This is a genomic window from Paraperlucidibaca baekdonensis (assembly GCF_003387535.1).
GTDB lineage: Bacteria > Pseudomonadota > Gammaproteobacteria > Pseudomonadales > Moraxellaceae > Perlucidibaca > Perlucidibaca baekdonensis.
The window spans coordinates 120,431-144,030 of sequence record NZ_QUNR01000001.1 but is presented as its reverse complement, the minus strand read 5'-3'; the positions used below and the strand labels follow the sequence as shown (position 1 = coordinate 144,030).

Below are 23,600 nucleotides of genomic sequence, written 5' to 3'. Positions count from 1 at the left end.
TGGAAAAGTGAATGATCGACATTGTGCTCTATGAGCCCGAAATTCCCGGCAACACCGGCAATATCATCCGGCTATGTGCCAACACCGGCGCCCGTCTGCACCTTATTGAGCCGTTAGGTTTTGAGCTCAGTGATAGCAAATTAAAGCGTGCGGGTTTGGATTATCACGAATGGTCGCGACTTAAGGTGCACGCCAATTGGCAGGCGGCGCGTGATTATTTGGCCGATAAACGCTGGCGGGCGGTGACCACAAAGGGCTCGCAATCGGCATTTGCCGCGGAGCTGCGCGAGGGCGATGTGCTGGTCTTCGGTCCTGAGACACGCGGCTTGCCGGCCGAGTTGCTCGCCACCTTTGCGCCAGAAAACAAACTGCGACTGCCCATGGTGGCGGGCAGTCGCAGCTTGAATTTATCCAATAGTGTGGCGGTCATGGCCTATGAGGCTTGGCGCCAGCAAGGGTTTATTGCGGGCGAGTAGTGTCGGCGGCTTCAGCGCCGGCGTCGGCCTCGGCTTTACGGCGTAGGCTATCGGCATAGAGTGCGTCGAAGTTGACCGGCTGCAGCAGTAGCTGCGGAAAGCTGCCTTTGCCGACTAGGTCGGAGATGGCTTCGCGGGCAAATGGAAACAGTACATTCGGGCAATAAGCGCCGAGCAGTGGGCCGAGCTCAGCCTCAGCCACACCCTCGATTTGAAAGATGCCCGCTTGCTTCACTTCCACCAAAAACGCGGTAGCGCCTTCGTTTTTTGCGGTCACGGTAATCGCCAGCTGCACTTCATAATGCTTGCCATCTTCGAGTGGCTGATGCGCGGTGGCGAGATCAATATTGACCTCAGGATTCCACTGCTGCAGAAACACTTTGGGTGCGCCGGGCACTTCAAATGAAGTGTCTTTCAGGTACACGCGTTGGAGGGCAAATTGCGGTTGATTGTCAGCCATGTCATCTCTCTTATTGTGTGGCGGTGAGTGGCAAAAGTGCCAAGTAGTGTGGCGCTAGGCCTGTGTCAGTTGGTCGAGTTGGCCGCTGCGCTCTAGGCCAAAAAGCTCATCGCAGCCGCCCATAAAGGTGTCATTAATAAATACTTGCGGCACGGTGCGACTGCCGCTGCGTGCAGTTAGCGCGGCGCGTTGCTCGGGGTCATTGCTCACATCGATGTCATCAAAGCTGATGGCTTTATTGCGCAGTAGCTGTTTCGCACGTACGCAAAATGGGCATGTGCGCGTGGTGTAAATGATAACCTTAGCCATTCGTCTCTCCTGTCTCGATAAATAAACAGCGCTGGCCGGTTTAGCGAACCAGCGGCAGACCCTGTTGGCGCCACGTGGAAATGCCGCCACTTAAGATATGCACATCATTAAGGCCGGCTTGCTTGACGCTGCGCGCAGCATTGCCTGAGGTCTGCCCCATGGCGCAGACAAAAATGATGGGCTTGCCGGCGCTGGCGAGCTTCTCAGCTTCTTTGGCGACCTGACTAAACGGCAGATTTTCACTGCCGGTGATGTGGCCATCACGAAACTCAGGGGCATTGCGTAAATCAATTACGCGAGCCTGTTGGGCGTTGACCAAGCGGGTGAGATCGGCGGGTGAGATGCGCTTGCCGCCGCGCTGCATTTCGGTAAACACAAAAGCAGCCAAAAGCGCCACAAAGGCGGTAACTAAGTAAAGATGATTGCTAGCAAACTCAATAACGCGATCCATGATCTGTCTCAGTGTGGCGTGAAAGTCGGCCAGTATACGCAAGCCACCCCTTAGGCTCTAGCACTTGCTGTTTAGCGCGTGCCGATATCGCTGACGAGGCGCTTGAAGCTAGCGAGGCGCCGAGCTTGCACATGGCCATCGAGCACGGCTTGTTGGAAGGCGCAGCCCGGCTCGCTGGCATGGGCGCAGTTGCGAAAGCGGCAGGCACCAATAAAGGGTTGTAGCTCAATAAAGCCGGCCAAGAGTTCGTCTTTGTTCATGTGCCAGACGCCAAATTCGCGGATGCCTGGCGAGTCGATGAGCGCACCGCCAGTGGGTACATCAAACCAACAGGCCGTGGTGGTAGTGTGCTGGCCGAGCTTGGAGCCGGTGGATATTTCTTTCACTTTTTGCGCGACATCAGGCAGTAAGGTGTTGATCAGCGACGACTTACCGACGCCGGATTGGCCAACAAACACCACCGTGTGTTGCGCTACGAGGCTGGCCAAATCGCCGGTATCGCCGTGCGCCGAGAGTGTGCGGGTGTCGTAGCCTAGCGCGGCAAAACTGGCGAGCAGGGCGGTTAAGCTGTCGCGATTTCCCTCGCTAATTAAGTCGGCTTTATTAAGTACTAATAAAGGCTGAATGTCGGTTGCCTCGCAGGCAATCAAGTAACGATCGATGAGCTCTGCCGAAGGTGTCGGCTCAGGCGCAATGATCAGCAAAATCAGATCGATGTTGGCGGCCACTGGCTTGAGCTTATGGTAGGGGTCGGGGCGCACCAGTACCGAGCGGCGTGGTAGTAACGCCGTGATAACGCCGGTGGCGGCTTCGGTAGCGGGTTGCCAAATCACTTCATCGCCGGTAACTAAGGCGTCTAAATTCGCGCGGCGATGGCAGCGAAAGCGCTGGCCGGCAAGCTCGCCATCGAGCGCTTCAACCAATAGCTGCACGCCATAGTGGGCAATGATGCGGCCGCGCTGCTCGGCGCCGAGTGCGCCGCCTTCGAGCAGCGCTTCGGCTTTGGCCTCGCGTTTGCTGGCGCGGGCAATGCGTTCGGCCTGAATGCGATCGATGCGAAAACTTTGTTGGCGGCTGATGCGGCGTTGGCTCATGGCCTGATCTCATGCTCTTGCGGCCGGTATTGGCCAGAAAATAAACACCGCTGATCATACAGCGATGAACAGGGCGCTGACTTGTCGGCGCGCTCTGCTATGCTGCATTTTTCGCGCGCAGCACTCACCGAGTGTCATTGTGCCATCGACGGCGACGAGGAGTGTCCATGAATCATCAGAAGGCCGGCAATTTAGTGTGGATAGACTTGGAAATGACCGGGCTTAATCCAGACACCGACCGCATTATTGAGATGGCCACCATCGTCACCGATGCGCATTTGAATGTCTTGGCCGAAGGGCCGGTGTTGGCCATCCACCAAAAAGACATCGTGCTCAATGCCATGGATGAGTGGAATACGCGCCAGCATGGCCAGTCGGGTCTCACTGAGCGGGTGCGCCGCAGCAAACTCAGCGAGGCCGAGGCCGAAGCACAAACGCTGGAGTTTTTAAGCCGTTTTGTGGATCCGAAAAAGTCGCCCATTTGCGGCAATTCGATTTGCCAAGATCGTCGCTTTTTATATCGCCACATGCCCAAGCTTGAGGCCTTTTTCCATTACCGCAACCTCGATGTCAGCACGGTGAAAGAGCTGGCGCGGCGCTGGTATCCGGATTTATTGCAGCGCTTTACCAAGCAAAGCTCGCATCTGGCGCTCGATGATGTGAAAGACTCAATTGAGGAGTTGCGCTATTACCGGCAGTATTTTTTCAAGCTGCCGGGCTTTAGCGAAGACTGAGCTTCTGTGCTTGCTCGCTGATAGCCCAGTCGATGTGCTCGGCGACCACCGCGTTGAGATGCTCGCTGCTGCTCAATGACTCACGGCGTTGCTCAAGCGCCTGCACAATTGTTGCGTTGGCTGGTGCATTAGCCAAGGCAATCGAGACATTGCGCAGCCAGCCTTCATAGCGTGTGCGGCGCAGCGGCATGCCTTCGGTGCGGCTCTGCCAGGTGGCTTCATCCCAGTGCCATAACTCCAGCAAAGCTGGGCCATCGAGGCCGTGGCGCGGCACAAAGTCGGGCTCTGCGCTAGCGCGTGCATAGCGATTCCACGGGCACACCAGCTGGCAGTCATCACAGCCGAAAATGCGATTGCCAATGGCGCGCCGCAACGGCTCGGCAATCACACCGCGATGCTCAATGGTCAAATAGCTGATGCATTTATTGGCATCGAGCACATAGGGCGCAATGATCGCCTGCGTTGGGCAGATGTTCATGCACGCCGAACAACTGCCGCAATGGCTGCTGACCGGCGCATCCACGGGCAGCGCCACGTCGGTAAATAGCTCGGCCAAGAAAAAATACGAGCCGGCGTGGCGATTCAAAATCAGCGTGTGCTTGCCCATCCAGCCCAGGCCCGCCTGACTAGCAATGGCCTTCTCCAGCACCGGTGCCGAGTCAACAAAGGCGCGATAGCCAAATGGCCCAATGGCCTCGCTCATGCGATCGGCGAGCTTTTGCACGCGTTTGCGGATGAGCTTGTGGTAGTCGCGGCCCAGCGCATAGCGGGCAATGTAGGCGCGTTCGCCATCGGCTAGCGTCTCAAGAATGCGCGGGTCGGCGGGCAAGTAATCCATGCGCAAGCTGATGATGCGTTGTGTGTTGGGCACCAGCTCGGCGGGCGAGGCGCGCTTAGGCTCATGCATCCAGCCCATACCGGCCTCAAAGCCCTGCGCCAACCAGCGCTTTAGATGCGCGGGATGCTCGCCAAGATCAATGCCGCTGACTCCCATTTGTTGAAAGCCTAAAGCGCGCGCCCAGTCGGCTATGTCAGCCTTTAGTGCGTGCAGGTCGGGGGGCGATAAATTCGCGGCGGGGCGTAAAGGGATTCGCGTCATGGCGCACATTCTGACATCCTTAGCGGTTAGTCACCATGCGTAAGCCATTGTCATGTTAGGTCGTTTATCTTCTGCTCAAGCCGTGTCTGCGGGCCTCACGCGCGCCTTGCCCAATGCCGAGGCCACTGAGGCCTTAGGCGCAGATATTGCGCGTGCTTGCTTCGCGGCGGCTGATGCCGAGGCCATGGGCGCGGTGATTTATGTGCAGGGCGACTTGGGCGCTGGCAAAACCACGTGTGTGCGCGGGTTGCTGCACGCCCTAGGGCATCAGGGCGCGGTAAAAAGTCCAACCTACACGTTGGTTGAGCCTTACGAGTTGCAGGGGCGTCGCGTTAATCATTTTGACCTGTATCGCTTAATTGACCCTGAAGAGCTTGAGCTGATCGGTTTCCGCGACTACTTTTCGGCCGATCAGCTGACGTTGGTGGAATGGCCGAGTCAAGGCCAGCCGTTGTTGCCAACGCCGGATTGGCAGATGACATTAATGCCCGTGAGTGAGGAGCTAGCTGACGGGCGAATAGCCACCATCACGGCGCACACGCCGCGTGGTGAGAAATTATTAGCGAGATTGATATGAAAAAGTGGGTGCAGCACGCGTTGCTGCTAATGGTCTGTGGGCTGGCAGGTGTGGTGCAGGCGGCTGAATTGGTGGGCGCACGCACGGGCAATTTTCAGGGCAAGACGCGACTGGTCATTGAGTTTGCTAGCAACACGGCATTTCGTGTCAGTGAAGAAACGTCGCCGGGACGCTTGGTGGTGGTGGTGCCGGGCGCGAGCACGCGTTTATCGCGGAATGATTTCCCGAGCCGCGTGGGGCCGCTGCAGAGCATGAGCCTCGATGGTCAAAAGCTACTGATTGACCTCAATGAAGAGGCCGAAGCGTCGATTTTTATGCTGCCGGTAAACGCTGAGGGCGTGTATCGCTTGGTGGTAGATCTCGACACCGTGAGCGCCGGGCAAGTGGCGTCGGCGGCTGCCTCACCAGCGCCAAAACCGGCATCAAATAGTATTTTTGGCGGCATCTTTTCCGGCAAGCCGGGTGGCCGCGACATTATTGTCAGTATTGATGCCGGCCATGGTGGCCAAGATCCCGGTGCTATCGGCGCACGCGGCACTTATGAAAAGCACGTCACGCTCGCCATTGCGCGAGCACTGGCGGATTATTTGGGTCGGCAAAAGGGCATTAGCACACGGCTAACGCGCGACCAAGACTTCTTCATTCCGCTACAAAAGCGCCGCAAGATTGCGCGCTTTGACCACAAAGCAGACATTTTCATTTCGATTCATGCCGACTCGGCGTTGAACCGGTCAGCCCATGGTGCCTCAGTGTTTGCGCTATCGCTGAAGGGGGCCAAAGGTGCGACCTCGCGCTTTGCGCAGCAATTGGCTGAGCAAGAAAACAAGTCCGATTTAATTGGCGGCGTGGTGGCTGAAAACGACGACCTTAACGACATGCTCGCCGGCATGATGGTCGAGGGCACGCTGAAGCACAGCCTAGAAATGGGCAAGCTCATTTTGGAGGCCTTACCAACGGTGGTGGAGCGCCTACACAGCAAGCGTGTTGAGCAAGCCGGCTTTGCTGTGCTGAAAGAGCCTGGCATGGTGTCGTTGCTGGTGGAGACTGGGTTTATTTCTAACGCAGGTGAAGAAAGTAAGCTGATTACTGCGCGCTATCAGCGTGATATTGCCCAAGCGGTTGGCGAGGCGGTGCTGCGCTTTTGCCAGCAATTCCCAGTGCCCGGCACATGGTTTGACCGAGGCTGATTGATGGCTCGCATTGCGCTACTTGAGGCGCGGCTTGCCAACCAAATCGCCGCCGGTGAGGTGGTGGAGCGGCCGGCATCGGTCATTAAAGAGCTGATTGAAAATGCCCTTGATGCCGGCGCGCGCGCCATTGATGTGCACGTCGAACAGGGTGGGTTAGCCTCGTTGCGGGTGCGCGATGACGGCGATGGCATTGCCCAAGACGACTTGCCGCTGGCCTTGGCGCGCCATGCTACTAGCAAAATCCATCATGTCGATGACCTAGAGGCGGTGGCCACCTTAGGCTTTCGTGGCGAGGCGCTGGCATCTATCGCTTCGGTATCGCGCCTGACGCTAACCTCCAGCACCGACAGCAGTGGCTTAGGCTGGGCGGTGCGCACAGAGGGCCGCGAGATGTCGGCGGTAGTCCAGCCGGCGCGGCATCCGCGCGGTACCTCGGTGGAGGTACGCGACTTATTTTTTAATACCCCCGCGCGGCGCAAGTTTATGCGCACCGAAGCCACCGAGTTTCGCCATTTAGAAGAAGTGGTGCGGCGTTTGGCGCTGGTCTCACCGCAGGTGTCATTTAGCCTCACACACAATGCCCGCGTGCTCTGGCAACTCAAGCCGGCCACGACTGAGGCCGAGATGTTGCGGCGTTTAAGTCATATTTGCGGGCCGCAGTTTGTCGCCGCCGCGCATCCGCTCGATCAAGAAGCTGCGGGCGCGCGTCTGCATGGCTGGCTAGGCTTGCCGACGTTTTCGCGGGCGCAGGCTGACTTGCAGTATTTCTTCGTCAACGGTCGCATGGTGCGCGACAAAGTTGTCTCCCATGCGGTGCGCCAGGCCTATGCTGATGTGCTCTATCACGGGCGCCATCCGGCCTTTGTGCTGTTTTTGGATATCGACCCGGGCACGGTGGATGTCAATGTGCATCCGACCAAACATGAAGTGCGCTTTCGCGAGCAGCGCTTGGTGCATGACCTGATTTATCGCGGGCTGCATCGTGCGCTGGCCGAGGTGCGCCCCGATGATGCGCCGCCGACGGGCTCATTGGCATCGGGGGCTGATACAGACGGCGCCTCACGAGCGGCAGCGTTAGGTCAAGGCGCGGCGACTCAAGAGGCTGGATCGCAAGCCACCATGCCTGCATGGCAAGCCAACTATGCCCCACAGCAAGGTGGGCTCGACTGGCGCAGCAATGCCCCGGCGCGCGATGCGTTCGCGAGCTACTTAAGTGCGGGGAAAAATCATCAGCCGGCGGTCATCGAGCCCGCGACCACGCCGGTGCTGGGCTATGCCATTGCGCAACTACATGGTGTTTACGTGTTGGCGCAAAACGCTGAGGGCTTGGTGCTCGTCGACATGCACGCCGCCCATGAGCGCATTGTCTATGAGCGCCTCAAGCAGCAGCAGGCCGATGCCGGTGTCGTGTGCCAGCCTTTATTGGTGCCATTGAGTGTCGCGCTCAGTCAGCGCGAGGCCGATGTTGCCGAGGCCGAGCAAGAAGCGCTCATGCGCATGGGCATTGAGACGCAGCGCATGGGCCCCGAGACGGTGCTGGTGCGTTCGCTGCCAGCGGTATTGGCGCAGGCCGATGCCGCTGCGCTATTGCGCGATGTGCTGGCGGATTTGCTCGTGCATGGTCAAACCCGGCGCGTGCAGGAGCAGCAAAATACCTTACTCGGCACCATGGCCTGCCACGGCGCGGTGCGCGCCAACCGCCAGCTGAGCATCCCTGAGATGAATGCTTTGCTGCGCGATATGGAGGCCACCGAGCGCAGCGGTCAATGCAATCATGGCCGCCCAACGTGGACGCGGCTGAGCATGGCCGAGCTTGACCGACTGTTTATGCGGGGCCGTTGAGCATGATCTATCGTGCGGTGCTGTCGTCGTGAGCGAGCCATCGGATGCGCTAAAACGGCCGCCGGCACTCTGCCTCATGGGGCCGACGGCGGCGGGCAAAACTGCGCTGGCCATTGCGCTTGTGGAGCAAGGCATTGGCGAGATCATTTCGGTCGACTCCAGTCTCATTTATCGCGGCATGGACATCGGCACCGCCAAGCCCAGCGCCGATGAGCTTGCGCGGGCGCCGCATCGGCTTATCGATATCATCGAGCCGACTGAGGCCTACTCGGCGGCTGAGTTTCGTCGCGATGCATTGGCGGCCATGGCGGACATTAGCAGTAATGGCAAGGTGCCGATTTTAGTCGGCGGCACCATGCTTTATTTTAAAGTTTTGCGTGATGGTCTAGCGCGCCTGCCCGAGGCCGATGCCGAGCTGCGTGCCGAGCTCCTGCGTGATGCCGAGCGCGATGGCTGGCCGGCCCTGCATGCGCGTCTGCAGGCGGTCGACCCGGCTGCCGCTGCGCGTCTAAACCCGCACGATAGCCAGCGCCTGCAGCGCGCGTTGGAGGTCTGGATGCTCACCGGCAAAACCCTCACGCAATGGCATGCCGAGCAGCCTGAGCCCATGCCTTTGCCTTATGACATGCATTGGCTGGCGCTATCGCCGCCGGATCGCACGGTGCTGCATGAGCGCATCGCGCAGCGTTTTGATGCCATGCTCGCGCAGGGCTTTCTTGCCGAGGTGGCGTGCTTGCGCGCGCGCGGTGACTTAGCGCCTACCATGCCCTCGATGCGCTCGGTCGGCTATCGCCAAGCGTGGGAGCATTTAGACGGTCATTATGATCGCGTCGAGCTGCGCAATCGCGGCATTTTCGCCACTCGTCAGCTCGCCAAACGCCAGCTCACGTGGCTGCGCAGCTTCACCGAAGCCATCTGGCTCGACCCATTAGCTGCCGATACGCAGACGCGAGTTGAAGACCTTTTGTCGCGGAGTGCTTGAAAAAGTCGGCAGTGGCCCCATAGTGTTTGTAGGCGCGCTGATTTGAGTGTCGTTATTTCTGCTTTGCAGAGAGCCGCCATCGCGGTTATACGCTGTTTTACGTACGTGGCCTCGTTCGCCACCGGAGTTATCCATGTCAAAAGGTCAAACCCTGCAAGACCCGTTCTTAAATGCCCTGCGTAAAGAGCGCATTCCAGTGTCTATTTTTTTGGTCAATGGCATTAAGTTGCAGGGCCAAATTGAGTCGTTTGACCAATACGTGGTGCTGTTGAAAAACACCGTTAGCCAAATGGTCTATAAGCACGCCATCTCCACCGTGGTGCCCGCGCGTAACCCGCGCACTGCGTTGCCGGGCAGCCTTGCGCCCATGGGCGCTGCAATGGGTCAGCCGGGGTCGTCGCTAGAAGATCTCGACGATGATGACGATACCCAGCCAGCATTTGTATAAACCCGCTTGTGTGGTTTTAGCGCCGCCATTTTGGCGGCGCAATTGCGTCTGTCTTAAGAGTTTTCATGGAATATTTTGAGCGCCCCAGCGGCGGCGAAGGTGCCGTTTTAGTGCATTTATCGCTGCGCCAACATGGCCAAGATGAAGATCTCGACGAGTTTCAGCTATTAGCCAAGTCGGCGGATGTCTCGGTGTTGTCGGTGATTACCGGCTCACGCCAACGTCCCGACCCCAAATTTTATGCGGGCACCGGCAAAGTTGAAGAAATCGCACAGGCCGTGAAACAACTAAACGCCGAGGTGGTGCTCTTTAATCATGCCCTGACGCCGGCGCAAGAGCGTAATTTAGAGCGTGTGTTGCAATGCCGTGTGCTTGATCGCACAGGGCTTATTTTGGATATTTTCGCGCAACGTGCCCGTACGCATGAGGGCAAATTGCAAGTCGAGCTGGCGCAGCTTGATCATTTGTCATCGCGCTTGGTGCGGGGCTGGACTCACCTTGAGCGGCAAAAAGGCGGTATCGGTTTGCGTGGTCCCGGTGAAACTCAGCTGGAAACCGATCGCCGCTTGCTGCGTTTGCGCATTAAGGCGCTGAAAGAGCGGCTCGATAAAGTCCGTCAAACGCGGGCGCAAGGCCGTGCGGCGCGGCAAAAGGCCGGTGTGCCAACCATCTCGCTGGTGGGATACACCAACGCCGGCAAATCGACCTTGTTTAATCGGCTATCAGGTGCTGATGCCTATGCCGCAGACCTGTTGTTTGCGACACTCGACCCCACGCTGCGGCGCATCGATTTAGAGGGTATTGGCCCGGTCGTGTTGGCCGATACCGTGGGTTTTGTTCGCCACTTGCCCCATCAATTAGTCGATGCATTTCGCGCCACACTAGAAGAAACCGCGCAGGCCGATTTGCTCCTGCATATCGTCGATGCGGCGAGTCCTGATCGACAGCTACACTTAGACTCCGTTGAGACGGTATTGGCGGAGGTCGGTGCCACGGCGCCGGTTTTATTGGTGTACAACAAGCTCGATGCACTGCCCGATCAAGCGCCACGCATTGATTATGATGACGATGGCAGGCCGCACGCTGTGTGGCTTTCCGCGCGTGACGGCGTTGGTGTTGATGCGCTGCTGCAAGCGATGCAAGCCTGTGTGTCATCGCCCTGGGAGCAGCTGGTGTTGGCCATGACGCCACATTTGGGGCGATTACGGGCGCGATTCTACGAGTTAGGAGTGGTAGAGTCAGAGCTTCCGAATGATTGTGGTGGTAGCCGTTTGTCCGTTCGCATTCAGGCGCCCGATTTAGCCCAATGCCTCGCACGCGAAGGCTTGGTTCGAGCAGATGTCGTGTTGGAAAACGACCTAAGCTAAGACATTGACGTAATAGTAGGAGTGCCAGATGGCGTGGAATCAACCCGGTTCGGGGCAAGACCCCAACGGTAATCGCGATCCGTGGGGTGGCCGCAAGCCATCCGGCGGTTCAGGTGGTGGTAGCAACCCCTTGGTCGATAAGCTGCAGAAAGTATTTGGTGGCGGCGATCCTGATGGCGAGAAGCAGCTGACGCGCTTATTGCTGGTGGGTGCGGTGGTGCTCTGGGCGTTGTTTGGCTTTTACCGTGTGGAACAGGCCGAACGTGCGGTGGTGTTCCGCTTCGGTGAGTATTCGAAAATGGAAGCGGCTGGCCTGCACTGGCGTCCAGCGCTGATGGACAATATTCGCAAAGTGAACGTGGAGCGTACGGAGCAGATGCCTCTAAATGCCACCATGATCACTGAAGATGAAAATATCGTGGATATTTCGTTGACCGTGCAATACCGCATTGCCGATCCGAAAAGTTATGTCTTGGCGATCGCTAGCCCCGAGTCGACCTTGGCGCATGCCACCGAGTCAGCGTTGCGCCATGAAGTCGGTAGCGCAAAAATGACACAAGTTCTGGGCGAAGGTCGTGCCAAGTTGGCGCAAGACATGTTGCCGCGTTTGCAGTCGTACTTAGATCGCTACAATTCGGGCCTGAGTGTGCGTAATGTCAATATTTTGGAGGCCTTGCCGCCGAAAGATGTGAAATCGGCATTTGATGACGTTATTCGCGCCAAAGAAGATAAAGAGCGTTTGAAAAACCAAGCCGAAACCTATGCCAATGGCATCGTGCCAGAAGCGCGTGGTCAGGCTGCGCGCTTAATCGCCGACGCCAGTGCCTATAAGCAAGAGGTCGTGGATCGTGCGACAGGTAATGCCTCGCGCTTCCAAGGCCTGTTGGCTGAGTATCGTCTGAACCCGCAAGTGCTGCGCACGCGTATGTATCTCGAGGCCATGGAGTCGGTTATGTCACAAAACCGCAAGGTGGTGGTCGAGCCAGGTGGCGCATCACCGCTGCTTTATTTGCCCATGGATAAACTCAACGCGGCCGCTGCTTCAACAACGTCACCCGTACCGAACTCGGGTGCTGCGCAGTACATTCCGCCGGCAAATACCGGTAGCCTGCGAGACGTTCAACGTCCTGGTCGTTCACTGGATGGAGCCCGCTAATGCCATCGCGTAATATGTCGGCGTTATACGCCACCCTCGTTGTTTTATTTATAGCGAACAGCTTGTTTTTCACCGTGCAGGCGACTGAGCGCGCCGTGCTGCTGCGTTTTGGTGAAGTCGTCGATGCTGATTTGAAACCCGGTTTGCATTTCAAAATCCCCTTGGTGCATGAGGTGCGTCGTTTTGATGCGCGCTTGCAAGTTAGCGATGCCGAACGCACCGAGTTTTTGACCAAAGAAAGCAAGTTTCTGATCATCGACGCTTATGTGATGTGGCGCGTTAATGATGTGAAGCGCTATTTCACCGCGACCGGCGGCTTGGCGTTGGAAGCCGAGTCACGCCTCATGCCATTGGTGCGTGATGGCTTGAAAAACCGCGTCTCTGAGCGTGATGTGCATGAAGTGGTTGCGGGTCAGCGTGAGCAGCTCATGCAAGACTTGACCAAGGCAGTGAATACGGTCGCCATGCGCGAATTTGGTATTGAGGTAGTCGATGTCCGCGTTAAACGTGTCGATTTCCCCAACTCCACCGTAGAATCCATCTATAACCGCATGCGCACCGAGCGTGAGCGTGAGGCGCGTGAGCATCGCGCGCAAGGTACGGAAATGTCGGATCGCATCAAGTCAGATGCCGATCGTCAGCAGCGTGTGATTTTGGCGGATGCCTATCGTCAGGCGGAGACGCTGCGTGGTGAAGGTGATGCCGATGCCGCGTCCATTGCGCGGAAAGCGTTTGGTCAAAATGCCGAGTTCTATGACTTCTATCGCTCCTTACAGGCCTATCGCAACAGCTTTAACCGCAGCGATGACGTGCTGGTATTGAAGGGCGACAGTGAGTTCCTAAAGTACATGCGCAAGCCGGGTAAATAACCCCTGCGGCGGCTCGGCTACACGCTGAGCCGCCGAGTTTGGGCAAGCGCGCAAAGCCTGTGATAAACTCCACCGAACCGAGTGCTGCTCGGTTTTTTTGTGTCTAATGAGTGGCGAGAAGCATGGTAAAACCCGTGGATGCGTGGCTGCTGCCCGATGGCGTTGCCGATGTGCTGCCAGCCGAGGCGGCGCGCTTAGAGTCGTTGCGACGGCTGTTGCTGGATCATTTTGGCCGCTGGGGTTATGCCCTGGTGTTGCCGCCGCTCATGGAGTATCTCGAGTCCCTACTATCTGGCTCGGGCCGTGATCTTGCTGACTTAACGTTCAAGATCACCGATCAGCTCAGTGGCCGCTTGATGGGCGTGCGTGCCGATACCACGCCGCAGGTCGCGCGCTTAGATGCGCATTGCCTGCCTAGCCAAGGCCCCGCGCGTTATTGCTATGCCGGTACCGTGCTGCATACACGCCCCATGGGCATTGCCGCCTCGCGTTGCCCGGTGCAAATTGGCGCTGAGCTCTATGGCCACAGCGGCGTTGAAAGTGACATTGAAATTATCCGTTTATTGCTCGATGCCCTAGCGATTGCTGGCGCTGAGCAGCTTCATCTCGACCTCGGTCATGTGGGTGTGTTTCGCGCGTTGGCCGCGCTTGCCGCTCTCGATGGCGACACAGAAGCTAGCCTGCGTGACATGCTCACGCGAAAATCATTGCCCGAATGGCGTGAGGCGATTCCGGCACGTGTTGACGCTGAGCATCAGGCTGCTTTGTTGCCACTTCCTGAGCTGGCTGGCGATATCTCCGTGTTGGCTCAAGCGCGCGAACTTTGGGCATCGGCACCGTCAGCGGTGGCGCAGGCGTTGGCCGATGTAGAGGCCGTCATCCATGCCATTGAGCAGTCGCATCCGCACGTTGTGCTGACCCTCGATCTCGGCGATGTGCGCGGCTATCACTACCATACTGGGCTCGTGTTTAGCGTATATGCGCCGGGCCATGCCCGCGAGATCGCCAAAGGCGGGCGCTATGATCACATTGGCGAGGCCTTTGGTCGCGCCAGACCAGCGACCGGTTTTAGTGCTGACTTGAAGCAATGGCTGGCATTTAGTCAGCCGGCTCTGTCTGCGCAGGGTATTCTCGCGCCCATTGGCGATGAGCCCTTGCTCCGCGAGGCCATCGCGCAAGCGCGCGCGCATGGGCAGCGTGTGGTGCAGCAATTGCCCGGTGCCTTATTGAGCGCCGGCGAAGCAGGTTGCGATCGTGAATTTTATTTTGCTGATGCGTGCTGGCAAGTACGCGCAGTGGCGTCCTAACTGATTAAGAGAGCGTTAAAACATGGGCAATCATGTGGTGGTGTTGGGTACCCAATGGGGTGATGAAGGCAAAGGTAAGATCGTCGATTTACTCACCGATAACGCACGCGCGGTGGTGCGTTTTCAAGGCGGTCATAACGCCGGCCATACGCTCGTTGTCGATGGCGAAAAAACCGTCTTGCATCTAATTCCCTCGGGCATTTTACGCGCTGGCGTGCAATGCCTGATTGGCAATGGCGTGGTGTTAGCGCCTGATGCGCTCTTGAAAGAAATGGCGTACTTGGAAGCCAAGGGCGTGCCGGTGCGCGAGCGCCTGAAGGTCTCTGCTGCCTGCCCTCTGATTTTGCCCTATCACGTGGCGCTCGATCAGGCGCGTGAAGCGGCGCGCGGCGCGTCGGCCATTGGTACCACGGGTCGCGGCATTGGCCCGGCCTATGAAGACAAAGTGGCTCGCCGTGGCCTGCGTTTAGGTGATTTGTATCGCCGTGAAACATTAGCCGCCAAGCTCGGCGAAATTATTGATTATCATAATTTCCAGCTCACGCATTACTACAAAGTGCCGGCAGTAGACTTCCAAAAAACTTTGGATATGGCGCTGGAGTGGGGCGAGCAGTTACGCGGTTTAATTGCCGACGTACCGGGCATCCTGCATGATTTGCGTCGCGAAGGCGCCCAAATTATGTACGAAGGTGCGCAGGGCTCATTGCTCGATATCGACCACGGCACCTACCCCTTTGTGACTTCCTCCAATACCACAGCCGGTGGTGTCTCTACGGGTTCGGGCGTTGGCCCGCTGTATTTGGATTATGTCTTGGGTATCACCAAGGCGTACACCACGCGTGTTGGCGCTGGGCCATTCCCTACCGAGCTGTTTGATGAAACCGGCGCGCGCTTAGCGAAAGTGGGTCATGAGTTTGGCTCTACTACCGGCCGTGCACGTCGTTGCGGATGGTTCGATGCCGTGGTGCTGCGCCGTGCCGTGGAGCTGAATTCGATTTCCGGCTTGTGTTTGACCAAGCTCGATGTGCTTGACGGCCTGGCCACGGTGAAGGTCTGCACCGGATATGAAACGCGTGAGGCGGACTCTATTGAGGCCTTGATGAGCGATGCGGTCGCGCTATCTGGGGTGACACCGATTTACGAGGAAATGCCGGGTTGGACGGAGTCCACGGTGGGCGTGCAAAAGCTTGAAGATCTGCCTGAAAATGCGCGCGCGTATATCCGCCGGATCGAGGCCTTGGTGGGCTGCCCAATCGACATTATTTCAACGGGGCCAGATCGCGATGAGACCATCGTGTTGCGCCACCCATTTCACTAAGGTCCGGCCATGAAGTTTGTCACTACAATGACTTGGCCGGCGCCACTGGCGCGCGTGCTGGCAATGATCTCAAGCACCGAGTATGCCCATTTGCGCTTGTCGCGGATGGGTTATGAGGCGTTTGAGGTGTTATCGACGAGCGATGATGGCCGGCATTTTTCGCTGACCGCGCTAGTCACAGGCAAGCCCAGTGTGAAGCTGCCGGCGTTGGCGCAAAAGTTCATTAGCAGTGAGCAAGCCGTTGATGTTGAGCAAACCGACCGCTGGGATCGTGAAACGGCCAGCGGTTCATTGCAGCTGATTAATAAGTCGGTGTCGGCGCTGAGTATTGCGGCGAGCATGCAGCTTAGTGAATGCGAGGGCATTACAACCAATACGCTGCACTGGGATGTGAGCTGCAGTATTCCGCTGATTGGCAGCAAGTTGGCGAGCATTATTGCCGATGATATTCGTGCTAAAGCCGCGCAGAATGAAGCCGTGAGTCGTGAAATCTTAGCTGAGCGGTATGAAAATTTGGCATGATGTTTATTGTCATTGCGACTGAGTTAGGCATTATGTAATGCAGAGCGAGCGGATAATCTCGCGAAAATAATAACTAAGGAAAGACACCATGCTAGATCAGATGATCACTGACTTTAAAGCCGATATGTGGCTTTACATCTCGATTCCCTTCATTAGCGGTTTTATTGGCTACATCACCAAAGTAGTGGCCATTAAGATGATGTTTGCGCCGATGGAGTTTATCGGCATCAAGCCATTTTTTGGCTGGCAGGGCATTGTGCCGCGCAAAGCGGAAAAGATGGCGATGATCTCGGTCGACCTGATGACCAATCAGCTCATCAAGCCTGCCGAAATTTTTGCGCGACTCGACCCGAAACGCATTGCCAAAGAAATTGAAGTGCCCATGATGGCCGCCTCTGAAGATATTGTCCGCGAAGTAGCGCAGCAGTATCAGCCGGGCTTGTGGGAAGGCATGCCGGAGTTTGCACGACAAAAAATCATCACGCGGGTGAAAGCGGAAGCGCCCATGATGGTTGAGAAAATCATGTCTGAGGTGCAAGGCAATATCGATAAATACTTCGATATTAAGCACATGGTGATCACCAACTTGATGCGCGACAAAAAGCTCTTAAATGAGATTTTCCAAAAAGTGGGCCGCCAAGAGTTCAAGTTTTTCAGCAACGCTGGCTTTTATTTTGGTTTCGCGATTGGTTGGGTGCAGATGGTCTGTTGGCTGGCCTTTAAGCAGCCGTGGATGTTGCCGGCTTTTGGCGGTTTCGTCGGCTTTTTCAGCGACTGGATTGCGCTGCAGATGATGTTTCGCCCGCAGTTGCCGAAAAAGATTCTCGGCTTCACCGTGCAGGGTTTGTTTTTGAAGCGTCAGAAAGAGGTGGCCGCCGATTATGCGGACCTCATTTCCAAGCAGCTACTGACCCCAGCAAACATGATGGAAGAGCTGTTTCGTGGCGCCTTTGCCGACCGCATCATGGAGCTCATCCATAAGAATGTGAAAATGATGGTCGATGAGCAAACTGGCGTGGTGCGTCCGCTGGTGGTCTACGCCGTGGGCAGCCAGACCTATATTGAAATGAAAGGGGTCATTGCGCAACGCATCATGGATCAGATGCCGGAAACCATGAAATATGTTGAGAACTATGCTGGCGACGCCATGGACGTTCGCAATACCTTGGTCACTCGCATGCAAGAGCTTTCACCTGAGCAGTTTGAAGGCATGTTGCGGCCAGCATTTAAAGAAGACGAATGGGCCTTGATTACCGTTGGTGCGGTGCTCGGTTTCCTCGTTGGTGAGATGCAAATTCACTTCATGTTGTAAGCGGAAGTCTGGCAACGGCCGTGTCATCACACGGTCGTTGGTCATGCCAAGCCACCGCGCTCAAGAGCGTTCGCTCCAATTCTAGGCGCGCCTGCGCCACCATCGCTTGCAAGCCATCATCTAGGCTTAAACGATGCCCTGCGATAACCAGTGCTTGCCAAAACACCATCGCTAGCACCTTGTCATCCTGCGGCGGGCTAGATTCAGTCGTCTCGTCTCGCTGCCGTGTGATGCTAACGGCATGAATGAGGCACGGCGGCTGCCAGCAAACCCGCATTAAAGCCGCGCCAACTGGCCATTCGGTGACATACTCGCTTGTGCGTTTGCCGTGATGAAGCTGTGTCATGGGCTACTCCCTGAGCCAACCAAATACGAGTAGTTTTGCTATTTCAAAATACACCAAAACTGCCATGGAGTACGCTGTCGCCGATTCACACAATAGGCTTATGAATGAATTTATTGGCCAGGCCATTAAGCAGCTGCGCAAAAGTGCCTATTTGTCGCAAGAGCAACTGGCGCATCAGCTGAACTCAAGTACTGGCCGGATTTCAAATATTGAGCGTGGATCAGCAATGCCGAGCGTTCGGCTTCTGTCCGAAATAGCCGTGGTCATTGGGCTGCCGGTGTCAAACATTATTCTGTTGGCGGAGTACTTGGCAGAGCAAACAGACCTTGCGCTGAAGGATGTTCCATCAAGTTATATTGTTGTGCAGCAACGCGTCATGTCGAGCTATAACGGCTTGTTGCCGCGTGATCAGCGCCTAGTGAGCGAGTTGATGGAGAGCATGAAGCGCTGCGATTAAGCGCTGTGCTCAACAAATTGCGCCCATAAAAAAGCCGATCCAATGATCGGCTTTTTCAATATGGTGCCCGGAAGAGGACTTGAACCTCCACCCCCTTGCGAGGACCAGCACCTGAAGCTGGCGTGTCTACCAATTTCACCATCCGGGCAGATGAGGCCGCGAAATATAGTGAGGCAACCTCGGGCTGTCAACTGTCTTGGTGTAGAATGGCCAAAATTATTGAGATTGCTTATGACCGTACAGCCCCCCAACACTCCCCATGCCGATGATCCGCACGCCGACCGCGAGGCCGAACGTTACGACAATCCGGTGGCCAGTCGTGAGCTGATTTTGGCCACGTTGGAGGAGTTGGGCAAGCCATTGACGCATCCGCAACTCGCCAAGCACTTTGGTTTTTTCGATGACGAACGCGTGGAAGCGTTGCGCCGACGCCTAATCGCCATGAGCCGCGATGGCCAACTGCAGTCCGACCGGCGCGGCAGCTATCAGCCATTAAGCGATGAAGATTTGATCCGCGGCCGTGTGCAAGGCCATAAAGATGGCTTCGGGTTTTTGATTCCCGATGAAGGCGGTGCCGACCTGATTTTGTCATCACGGCAAATGCGCGTGCTCTTTGACGGCGATATCGCACTAGCGCGCATTGCCGGTTACGACCATAAAGGCCGCCGCGAGGCCAATGTGGCACGCGTTGAGACGCGTCGTTACAGCCACATCATTGGCCGATACCGTGAGGAAGACGGCGTGGCCTATGTGCAGCCCGATAACCCGCGACTCACGCAAGATATTCTTGTGCAAGCTGGCCCTGTTGGCGCCCAACCTGATCAGTTTGTCAGCATTGAAATCACCGAATACCCCACGGCTCGCAGCCTGGCCTGCGGCAAAATTGTCGAGATATTAGGTGACTTTATGGCGCCCGGCATGGAAATCGATATTGCGCTGCGCAACTACGAGATCCCGCACACCTGGCCCGATGCGGTGGAGGCCGAGGTCGCCTCGCTATCGCCCGAGGTCGATGAAGCCGCTAAGACACAGGCGGGCCGCGTCGATATCCGCGCCATGCCGCTAATGACCATAGACGGCGAAGATGCCAAAGATTTCGATGACGCGGTCTATGCCGAAAAGCGTCGTGGCGGCGGCTTCCGCTTGGTCGTGGCGATTGCCGATGTGTCACATTATGTGCGCCCCGATAGCGCCCTCGATACCGAAGCGAAAGCGCGCGGCAACTCGGTGTATTTCCCCGGCCACGTGGTGCCCATGCTGCCGGAGATTCTCTCCAATGGCCTGTGCTCATTGAATCCGCACGTCGATCGTCTGTGCATGGTCTGCGACATGACCTTCTCGGCCGCGGGCAAAATGACCGGCAATACGTTCTATCCCGGTGTGATGCATTCGCAAGCGCGCACCACCTACAACCAAGTCAGTGACTTTTTAGAGCGCCCCGATGGCAAGGCCGCTAAAGCCTTGGGCGAGCGCTGGCCGGCGGCGGTGCAAGACTCATTGCACACGCTGTATGCGCTATTTAATACCTTGCGTAGTGTTCGCGAAGCGCGCGGTGCGCTCGACTTCGATAGCGGCGAGACGCGCCTGCTCTTTGGTGCCGATCGTAAAATTGAACGTATCGTGCCAGTCACGCGCAATAAAGCGCACATGCTCATTGAAGAGATGATGCTCGCCGCCAACGTGGCCTCGGCGAAATATATTCTGAAAGCGAAAATGCCGGCGCTGTTTCGTAACCACGAAGGCCCGAAAAACGAGAAGCTCAATAAGCTGCGCGTCACGCTGCAGGCCATGGGCCTGCGCTTTACGGCCTCAGCGCAACCGAAGCCAGCGGATTTCTTGGCGCTCATTAAGCAAATTGAAGACCGTCCAGACAAACACATCATTGAGACCATGCTGCTGCGCTCGCTCTCTCAAGCGGTGTATGCGCCGGAAAATATCGGCCACTTTGGCCTCGCCTATGAGGCTTACACGCACTTCACTTCGCCGATTCGTCGCTACCCCGATTTGCTCACGCACCGCGCCATTCGCGCGATTATTGCCGGTGAATCAGAGACGACATTCCGCCAGCGCATGAGCCGTGCCGTGAAAGGCGCGCTCGGCGGCAAGGTCGAGCCACTGGCGGGCGAGGTGCAAATGGTCAGCCTCGGTGAGCATTGCTCCATGACCGAGCGCCGTGCCGATGAAGCCACGCGCGACGTCATGGCTTGGCTGAAATGTGAATACATGCAAGATCGTGTCGGTGAGGATTTTGATGGCGTGATCGCTGCAGTGACCGCCTTTGGCTTCTTTGTCGAGCTCAAGGATGTCTATGTCGAAGGCCTCGTGCACATCAGCCAATTGCGCGATGACTACTACCAGTTCGATGCCACTTTCCATCGCCTAGTCGGCGAGCGCACCGGTAAGCGCTATGCCATCGGCGAGCCGGTGCGCATCAAGGTGGCGGCGGTGAATCTCGACGAGCGCAAAATGGACTTCGAGTTGCTCACCGGCGGCGCTACGGGCAAGCGCTCATTGCGGGAACGTCTGCGTGAGGGCGATGTGCCGACCCAAAAATCTGATAAAGGGCGGGCCGCCACGAAAGCGCCCAGCGGCGCAAAGTCGAAGCCACGTACCCGCAAACGCAAGTAAGAGTTTTTTTATGTCGAAAATGTCTTGGGTATATGGCCTGCACACAGTACAAGCCTTGTTGGAAAATGAGCCCGAGCGCGTGCTGGAGCTGCAAGCGCTGAGCACGCGTGAAGATGCACGGCTCAACCCCATCGTGCAAATGGCGCGCCAGCTTGGTTTGGCCGTGGCTTTTCGTGAACGCACAGCACTCGATCAGCTCGCCGAAGGCGGACGTCATCAGGGCGTGTTGGCGCGTGTGCGCGAGCGTCAGCCCGGCGATGACAATGACCTCGCCGAGCTACTCGATAACCTCACCGAGCCGGCGCTCTTATTGATTCTCGATGCCGTCACTGATCCGCATAATCTCGGCGCCTGTTTGCGCACCGCCGAAGCCGCCGGTGTGCATGCCGTGGTGGCCCCGCGCGATAAAGCCGCAGGCTTAACGCCAGTGGTGCGCAAGGTGGCCTGTGGTGCAGCGGAGCTCGTGCCATTTATGCAGGTGACGAATTTGGCGCGCACGCTGAAGCAGCTGAAAGAGGCGGGCGTATGGGTCGTGGGCACCAGTTTGGAAGCTGGCGCGAAGCCATTTTTTGAGACCGATTTGAAAGCGCCAACCGCGATTGTGATGGGTGCGGAGGGCAGTGGTTTGCGCCGCCTCACCGCCGAGCTCTGCGACCATTTGGCGTATATCCCCATGGCCGGCCAAATCGAAAGCCTCAATGTCAGTGTGGCGACCGGTGTGGCGCTGTTTGAGGCGGTACGCCAGCGCAAACACTAAGCCCGAATCTATCTAATAGGAGATGAGCCATGACTACCTCGACCACTGATGAGTCCGAACATAAGCTCAGCCTGCGGCAACTCTGCTTCGATGACTACGCCAACCTTAAAGCCATCATGGACAAGGTCTACCCTGTGTTGGGCGGCACGTTTGTTTTGCCAGAAAAGAAGTTTCGTGCGCAGCTGAAAGTCTTTCCGGAAGGACAAATCTGCATCGAAGATCATGGCGTGGTGGTGGCGGCTGCATTTGCCATCATCGTGGACTATGACAAATTTGGTGATCATCACACCTACGATGAAATCACTGGCAATGCCTACTTGACCACGCACGATCCGCTTGGCGATGTGCTGTATGGCGTTGATGTTTTTGTCTCGCCGGATTATCACGGCATGCGTTTAGGGCGCCGCTTGTATGAGGCGCGCAAAGAGCTTTGCCAGAGCCTAAATCTCAAGAGCATTGTCGCTGGTGGGCGGATTCCCAAGTACAAAGATTATGCGCACGAGATGTCGCCGCAGACCTATATTGAGCAAGTGAAGCGGAAAGAGATTTACGACCCTATTTTGACTTTTCAGCTCTCCAATGAGTTTGAGGTCAAGCGCGTATTAAAAAATTATTTGCCTGAAGACAAAGAGTCGCACGGCTACGCCACGCTGCTGGAATGGAACAACTTATATTACGACGCCAGCAAAACGCCGCTGATTGGCGCCACGCGAAGTTCAGCGCGTATTGGCTGCGTGCAATGGGAAATGCGGCCGCTGAAGTCGGTTGAAGAACTGATTCAGCAGGTCGAGTTTTTTGTCGATGCGCTCTCGGACTACCAATGCGACTTGGCCTTGTTTCCGGAGTTTTTCAACGCGCCACTGATGGGCATTGAAAGCCATGTGAATTCGATTGAAGCGGTGAAAGCTCTGGCGCGCTATAGCCCGGAGATCATCGAGGCGATTTCCAAACTGGCGGTGTCGTACAACATCAATATCATTGCCGGCTCATTGCCGGTTATTGAAGACGATGAGCTTGTTAACGTGGCGTATTTGTGTCGCCGCGATGGCACTATTGAGGCGCAGCACAAAATCCATCCCACGCCTTACGAAAAGCGCGCCTGGATTATGCAGGGCGGCAATGATCTCAGAGTCTTTGATACCGACTTCGGCAAAATCGGGGTGCTGATTTGCTACGACGTGGAGTTCCCCGAACTCGCGCGTTTGCAGTCCGAAGAGGGCATGCAAATCCTCTTTGTGCCCTTTTGGACCGACACCAAAAATGGCTATTTGCGGGTGCGTTGCTGTGCGCAGGCGCGGGCGATTGAAAACGAATGCTATGTGGCGATTGCTGGTAGCGTGGGCAACTTGCCGAAAGTCGATGGCGCCGATATTCAGTACGCGCAGTCGGCGGTGTTTTCGCCTTCAGATTTTGCTTTCCCGCACGATGCTATTATGGCGGAGACCACGCCCAATACAGAGATGACGCTGATTGTGGATTTGGATTTGGATAAGCTGAAGAAGCTACAGAATGAGGGGTCGGTGCGTAATTATTTGGATCGGCGTCGGGATCTTTATAAGATCCAGTGGACGGGTAAGTAAGGGAGACGGCGAGAAGCACGCAGCAGGGATAAAACTCGCCGTGAACCCATCCGTGGGGGCTCAGCTCGGCATCCATGCCTCGCATGGTTTCCTCCCTGCTGCGTGCTTCTCGCCTTCGGCTTCGTTACGTTTCTTTGAGCCATAAGCCCCACGCACATAAGCAAATCCACCTTTTGCTTGAATTTTCACCACAACTCCGATACGCTCGCGCGTCCTTCAATAAGGCCTCAAGCCCATTGAAGTCGCGAGACATTCGCCAGCGCTTTATTAGTGCCAGCGAAACACTCGTACTCCTTGCTCTGCCGGCTGTCGGCGGGGC

Annotated in this window: 23 protein-coding genes, 1 tRNA gene and 1 pseudogene; 18 read left to right on the top strand and 7 right to left on the bottom strand. The window is 56.7% G+C overall.

Translation table 11 applies throughout. From position 1 onward, the window contains the following. Nucleotides 1–11: 11 nt before the first annotated feature. Nucleotides 12–476, top strand: coding sequence for a tRNA (cytidine(34)-2'-O)-methyltransferase (locus DFR26_RS00700; RefSeq protein ID WP_116207030.1), 465 nt, complete (start codon nucleotides 12–14; stop codon nucleotides 474–476). Here the strand turns inward: DFR26_RS00700 and secB are convergent. The 4 genes from secB to rsgA all read right to left on the bottom strand — a co-directional run bounded on the left by secB (nucleotide 460) and on the right by rsgA (nucleotide 2,790). After that, nucleotides 460–936, bottom strand: a complete 477-nt coding sequence (gene secB, locus DFR26_RS00695) for a protein-export chaperone SecB (RefSeq protein ID WP_116207029.1) — start codon at nucleotides 934–936, stop codon at nucleotides 460–462. The genes DFR26_RS00700 and secB overlap by 17 nt on opposite strands. Nucleotides 937–990: 54 nt before the next feature. After that, nucleotides 991–1,245, bottom strand: coding sequence for a glutaredoxin 3 (grxC, locus tag DFR26_RS00690; protein WP_116207028.1), 255 nt, complete (start codon nucleotides 1,243–1,245; stop codon nucleotides 991–993). Between the two features lie 40 nt (nucleotides 1,246–1,285). After that, the gene (locus DFR26_RS00685) at nucleotides 1,286–1,696 is read right to left on the bottom strand and encodes a rhodanese-like domain-containing protein (RefSeq protein WP_116207027.1); all 411 of its coding nucleotides are present in this window, start codon (nucleotides 1,694–1,696) and stop codon (nucleotides 1,286–1,288) included. A gap of 71 nt (nucleotides 1,697–1,767) precedes the next feature. After that, entirely contained in the window at nucleotides 1,768–2,790 is a 1,023-nt protein-coding gene (gene rsgA, locus DFR26_RS00680) for a small ribosomal subunit biogenesis GTPase RsgA (RefSeq protein ID WP_116207026.1), read from the bottom strand. Between the two features lie 167 nt (nucleotides 2,791–2,957). On the opposite strand from rsgA, the gene orn reads away from it, so the two are divergent. Continuing rightward, complete coding sequence (gene orn, locus DFR26_RS00675; RefSeq protein ID WP_116207025.1) at nucleotides 2,958–3,524, top strand: oligoribonuclease; 567 nt, start codon at nucleotides 2,958–2,960, stop codon at nucleotides 3,522–3,524. Here orn and queG read toward each other — a convergent pair. Then, nucleotides 3,511–4,623 (bottom strand): tRNA epoxyqueuosine(34) reductase QueG, encoded by a 1,113-nt coding sequence (queG, locus tag DFR26_RS00670; protein ID WP_116207604.1) that lies wholly within the window; start codon nucleotides 4,621–4,623, stop codon nucleotides 3,511–3,513. The genes orn and queG overlap by 14 nt on opposite strands. A gap of 82 nt (nucleotides 4,624–4,705) precedes the next feature. On the opposite strand from queG, the gene tsaE reads away from it, so the two are divergent. The 12 genes and pseudogenes from tsaE to DFR26_RS00610 all read left to right on the top strand — a co-directional run bounded on the left by tsaE (nucleotide 4,706) and on the right by DFR26_RS00610 (nucleotide 17,513). Beyond that, nucleotides 4,706–5,200 carry a tRNA (adenosine(37)-N6)-threonylcarbamoyltransferase complex ATPase subunit type 1 TsaE gene (gene tsaE / locus DFR26_RS00665; protein WP_425453344.1) on the top strand — a complete coding sequence of 165 codons (495 nt, stop codon included), beginning with the start codon at nucleotides 4,706–4,708 and terminating at the stop codon, nucleotides 5,198–5,200. Then, nucleotides 5,197–6,387, top strand: a complete 1,191-nt coding sequence (locus DFR26_RS00660; RefSeq protein WP_116207023.1) for an N-acetylmuramoyl-L-alanine amidase family protein — start codon at nucleotides 5,197–5,199, stop codon at nucleotides 6,385–6,387. Before tsaE ends, DFR26_RS00660 begins: the two co-directional genes overlap by 4 nt. 3 nt (nucleotides 6,388–6,390) lie before the next feature. Then, nucleotides 6,391–8,232, top strand: coding sequence for a DNA mismatch repair endonuclease MutL (mutL, locus tag DFR26_RS00655; RefSeq protein ID WP_116207022.1), 1,842 nt, complete (start codon nucleotides 6,391–6,393; stop codon nucleotides 8,230–8,232). Between the two features lie 28 nt (nucleotides 8,233–8,260). After that, nucleotides 8,261–9,214 carry a tRNA (adenosine(37)-N6)-dimethylallyltransferase MiaA gene (gene miaA / locus DFR26_RS00650; RefSeq protein WP_245952977.1) on the top strand — a complete coding sequence of 318 codons (954 nt, stop codon included), beginning with the start codon at nucleotides 8,261–8,263 and terminating at the stop codon, nucleotides 9,212–9,214. Nucleotides 9,215–9,347: 133 nt separating this feature from the next. Continuing rightward, nucleotides 9,348–9,614, top strand: a pseudogene (hfq, locus tag DFR26_RS00645) (RNA chaperone Hfq); the annotation flags it as partial. 113 nt (nucleotides 9,615–9,727) lie between these two features. Then, nucleotides 9,728–11,029, top strand: coding sequence for a ribosome rescue GTPase HflX (gene hflX / locus DFR26_RS00640; RefSeq protein ID WP_116207021.1), 1,302 nt, complete (start codon nucleotides 9,728–9,730; stop codon nucleotides 11,027–11,029). 28 nt (nucleotides 11,030–11,057) lie between these two features. After that, nucleotides 11,058–12,185: an FtsH protease activity modulator HflK gene (hflK, locus tag DFR26_RS00635; protein ID WP_116207020.1), complete on the top strand. Its 1,128-nt coding sequence runs from the start codon at nucleotides 11,058–11,060 to the stop codon at nucleotides 12,183–12,185. Beyond that, the gene (hflC, locus tag DFR26_RS00630; protein ID WP_116207019.1) at nucleotides 12,185–13,054 is read left to right on the top strand and encodes a protease modulator HflC; all 870 of its coding nucleotides are present in this window, start codon (nucleotides 12,185–12,187) and stop codon (nucleotides 13,052–13,054) included. Before hflK ends, hflC begins: the two co-directional genes overlap by 1 nt. Before the next feature lie 122 nt (nucleotides 13,055–13,176). Beyond that, complete coding sequence (locus DFR26_RS00625) at nucleotides 13,177–14,361, top strand: ATP phosphoribosyltransferase regulatory subunit (protein ID WP_116207018.1); 1,185 nt, start codon at nucleotides 13,177–13,179, stop codon at nucleotides 14,359–14,361. Between the two features lie 22 nt (nucleotides 14,362–14,383). Further along, nucleotides 14,384–15,679, top strand: coding sequence for an adenylosuccinate synthase (locus DFR26_RS00620; protein ID WP_116207017.1), 1,296 nt, complete (start codon nucleotides 14,384–14,386; stop codon nucleotides 15,677–15,679). A gap of 9 nt (nucleotides 15,680–15,688) precedes the next feature. Then, nucleotides 15,689–16,201 (top strand): DUF2505 domain-containing protein, encoded by a 513-nt coding sequence (locus DFR26_RS00615; protein WP_116207016.1) that lies wholly within the window; start codon nucleotides 15,689–15,691, stop codon nucleotides 16,199–16,201. Nucleotides 16,202–16,289: 88 nt separating this feature from the next. Beyond that, complete coding sequence (locus DFR26_RS00610; RefSeq protein WP_116207015.1) at nucleotides 16,290–17,513, top strand: DUF445 domain-containing protein; 1,224 nt, start codon at nucleotides 16,290–16,292, stop codon at nucleotides 17,511–17,513. Here the strand turns inward: DFR26_RS00610 and DFR26_RS00605 are convergent. Then, nucleotides 17,503–17,859 carry a hypothetical protein gene (locus DFR26_RS00605; RefSeq protein ID WP_116207014.1) on the bottom strand — a complete coding sequence of 119 codons (357 nt, stop codon included), beginning with the start codon at nucleotides 17,857–17,859 and terminating at the stop codon, nucleotides 17,503–17,505. The genes DFR26_RS00610 and DFR26_RS00605 overlap by 11 nt on opposite strands. Nucleotides 17,860–17,959: 100 nt before the next feature. Here DFR26_RS00605 and DFR26_RS00600 point away from each other — a divergent pair, with 100 nt between their 5' ends. Beyond that, nucleotides 17,960–18,316, top strand: coding sequence for a helix-turn-helix transcriptional regulator (locus tag DFR26_RS00600; RefSeq protein ID WP_181898938.1), 357 nt, complete (start codon nucleotides 17,960–17,962; stop codon nucleotides 18,314–18,316). A gap of 61 nt (nucleotides 18,317–18,377) precedes the next feature. Here the strand turns inward: DFR26_RS00600 and DFR26_RS00595 are convergent. Then, a tRNA-Leu gene (locus DFR26_RS00595) sits at nucleotides 18,378–18,464 on the bottom strand. An 83-nt stretch (nucleotides 18,465–18,547) separates the two neighbouring features. Between DFR26_RS00595 and rnr the strand changes: the two genes are divergently transcribed. From rnr to DFR26_RS00580, 3 genes are read left to right on the top strand one after another with little or no spacing between them, the layout of a single operon-like run. After that, nucleotides 18,548–20,944, top strand: coding sequence for a ribonuclease R (rnr, locus tag DFR26_RS00590; RefSeq protein ID WP_181898937.1), 2,397 nt, complete (start codon nucleotides 18,548–18,550; stop codon nucleotides 20,942–20,944). Between the two features lie 10 nt (nucleotides 20,945–20,954). Further along, nucleotides 20,955–21,701: a 23S rRNA (guanosine(2251)-2'-O)-methyltransferase RlmB gene (rlmB, locus tag DFR26_RS00585; RefSeq protein ID WP_116207011.1), complete on the top strand. Its 747-nt coding sequence runs from the start codon at nucleotides 20,955–20,957 to the stop codon at nucleotides 21,699–21,701. Between the two features lie 29 nt (nucleotides 21,702–21,730). Beyond that, the gene (locus DFR26_RS00580) at nucleotides 21,731–23,281 is read left to right on the top strand and encodes a bifunctional GNAT family N-acetyltransferase/carbon-nitrogen hydrolase family protein (RefSeq protein ID WP_116207010.1); all 1,551 of its coding nucleotides are present in this window, start codon (nucleotides 21,731–21,733) and stop codon (nucleotides 23,279–23,281) included. Nucleotides 23,282–23,600: the final 319 nt, after the last annotated feature.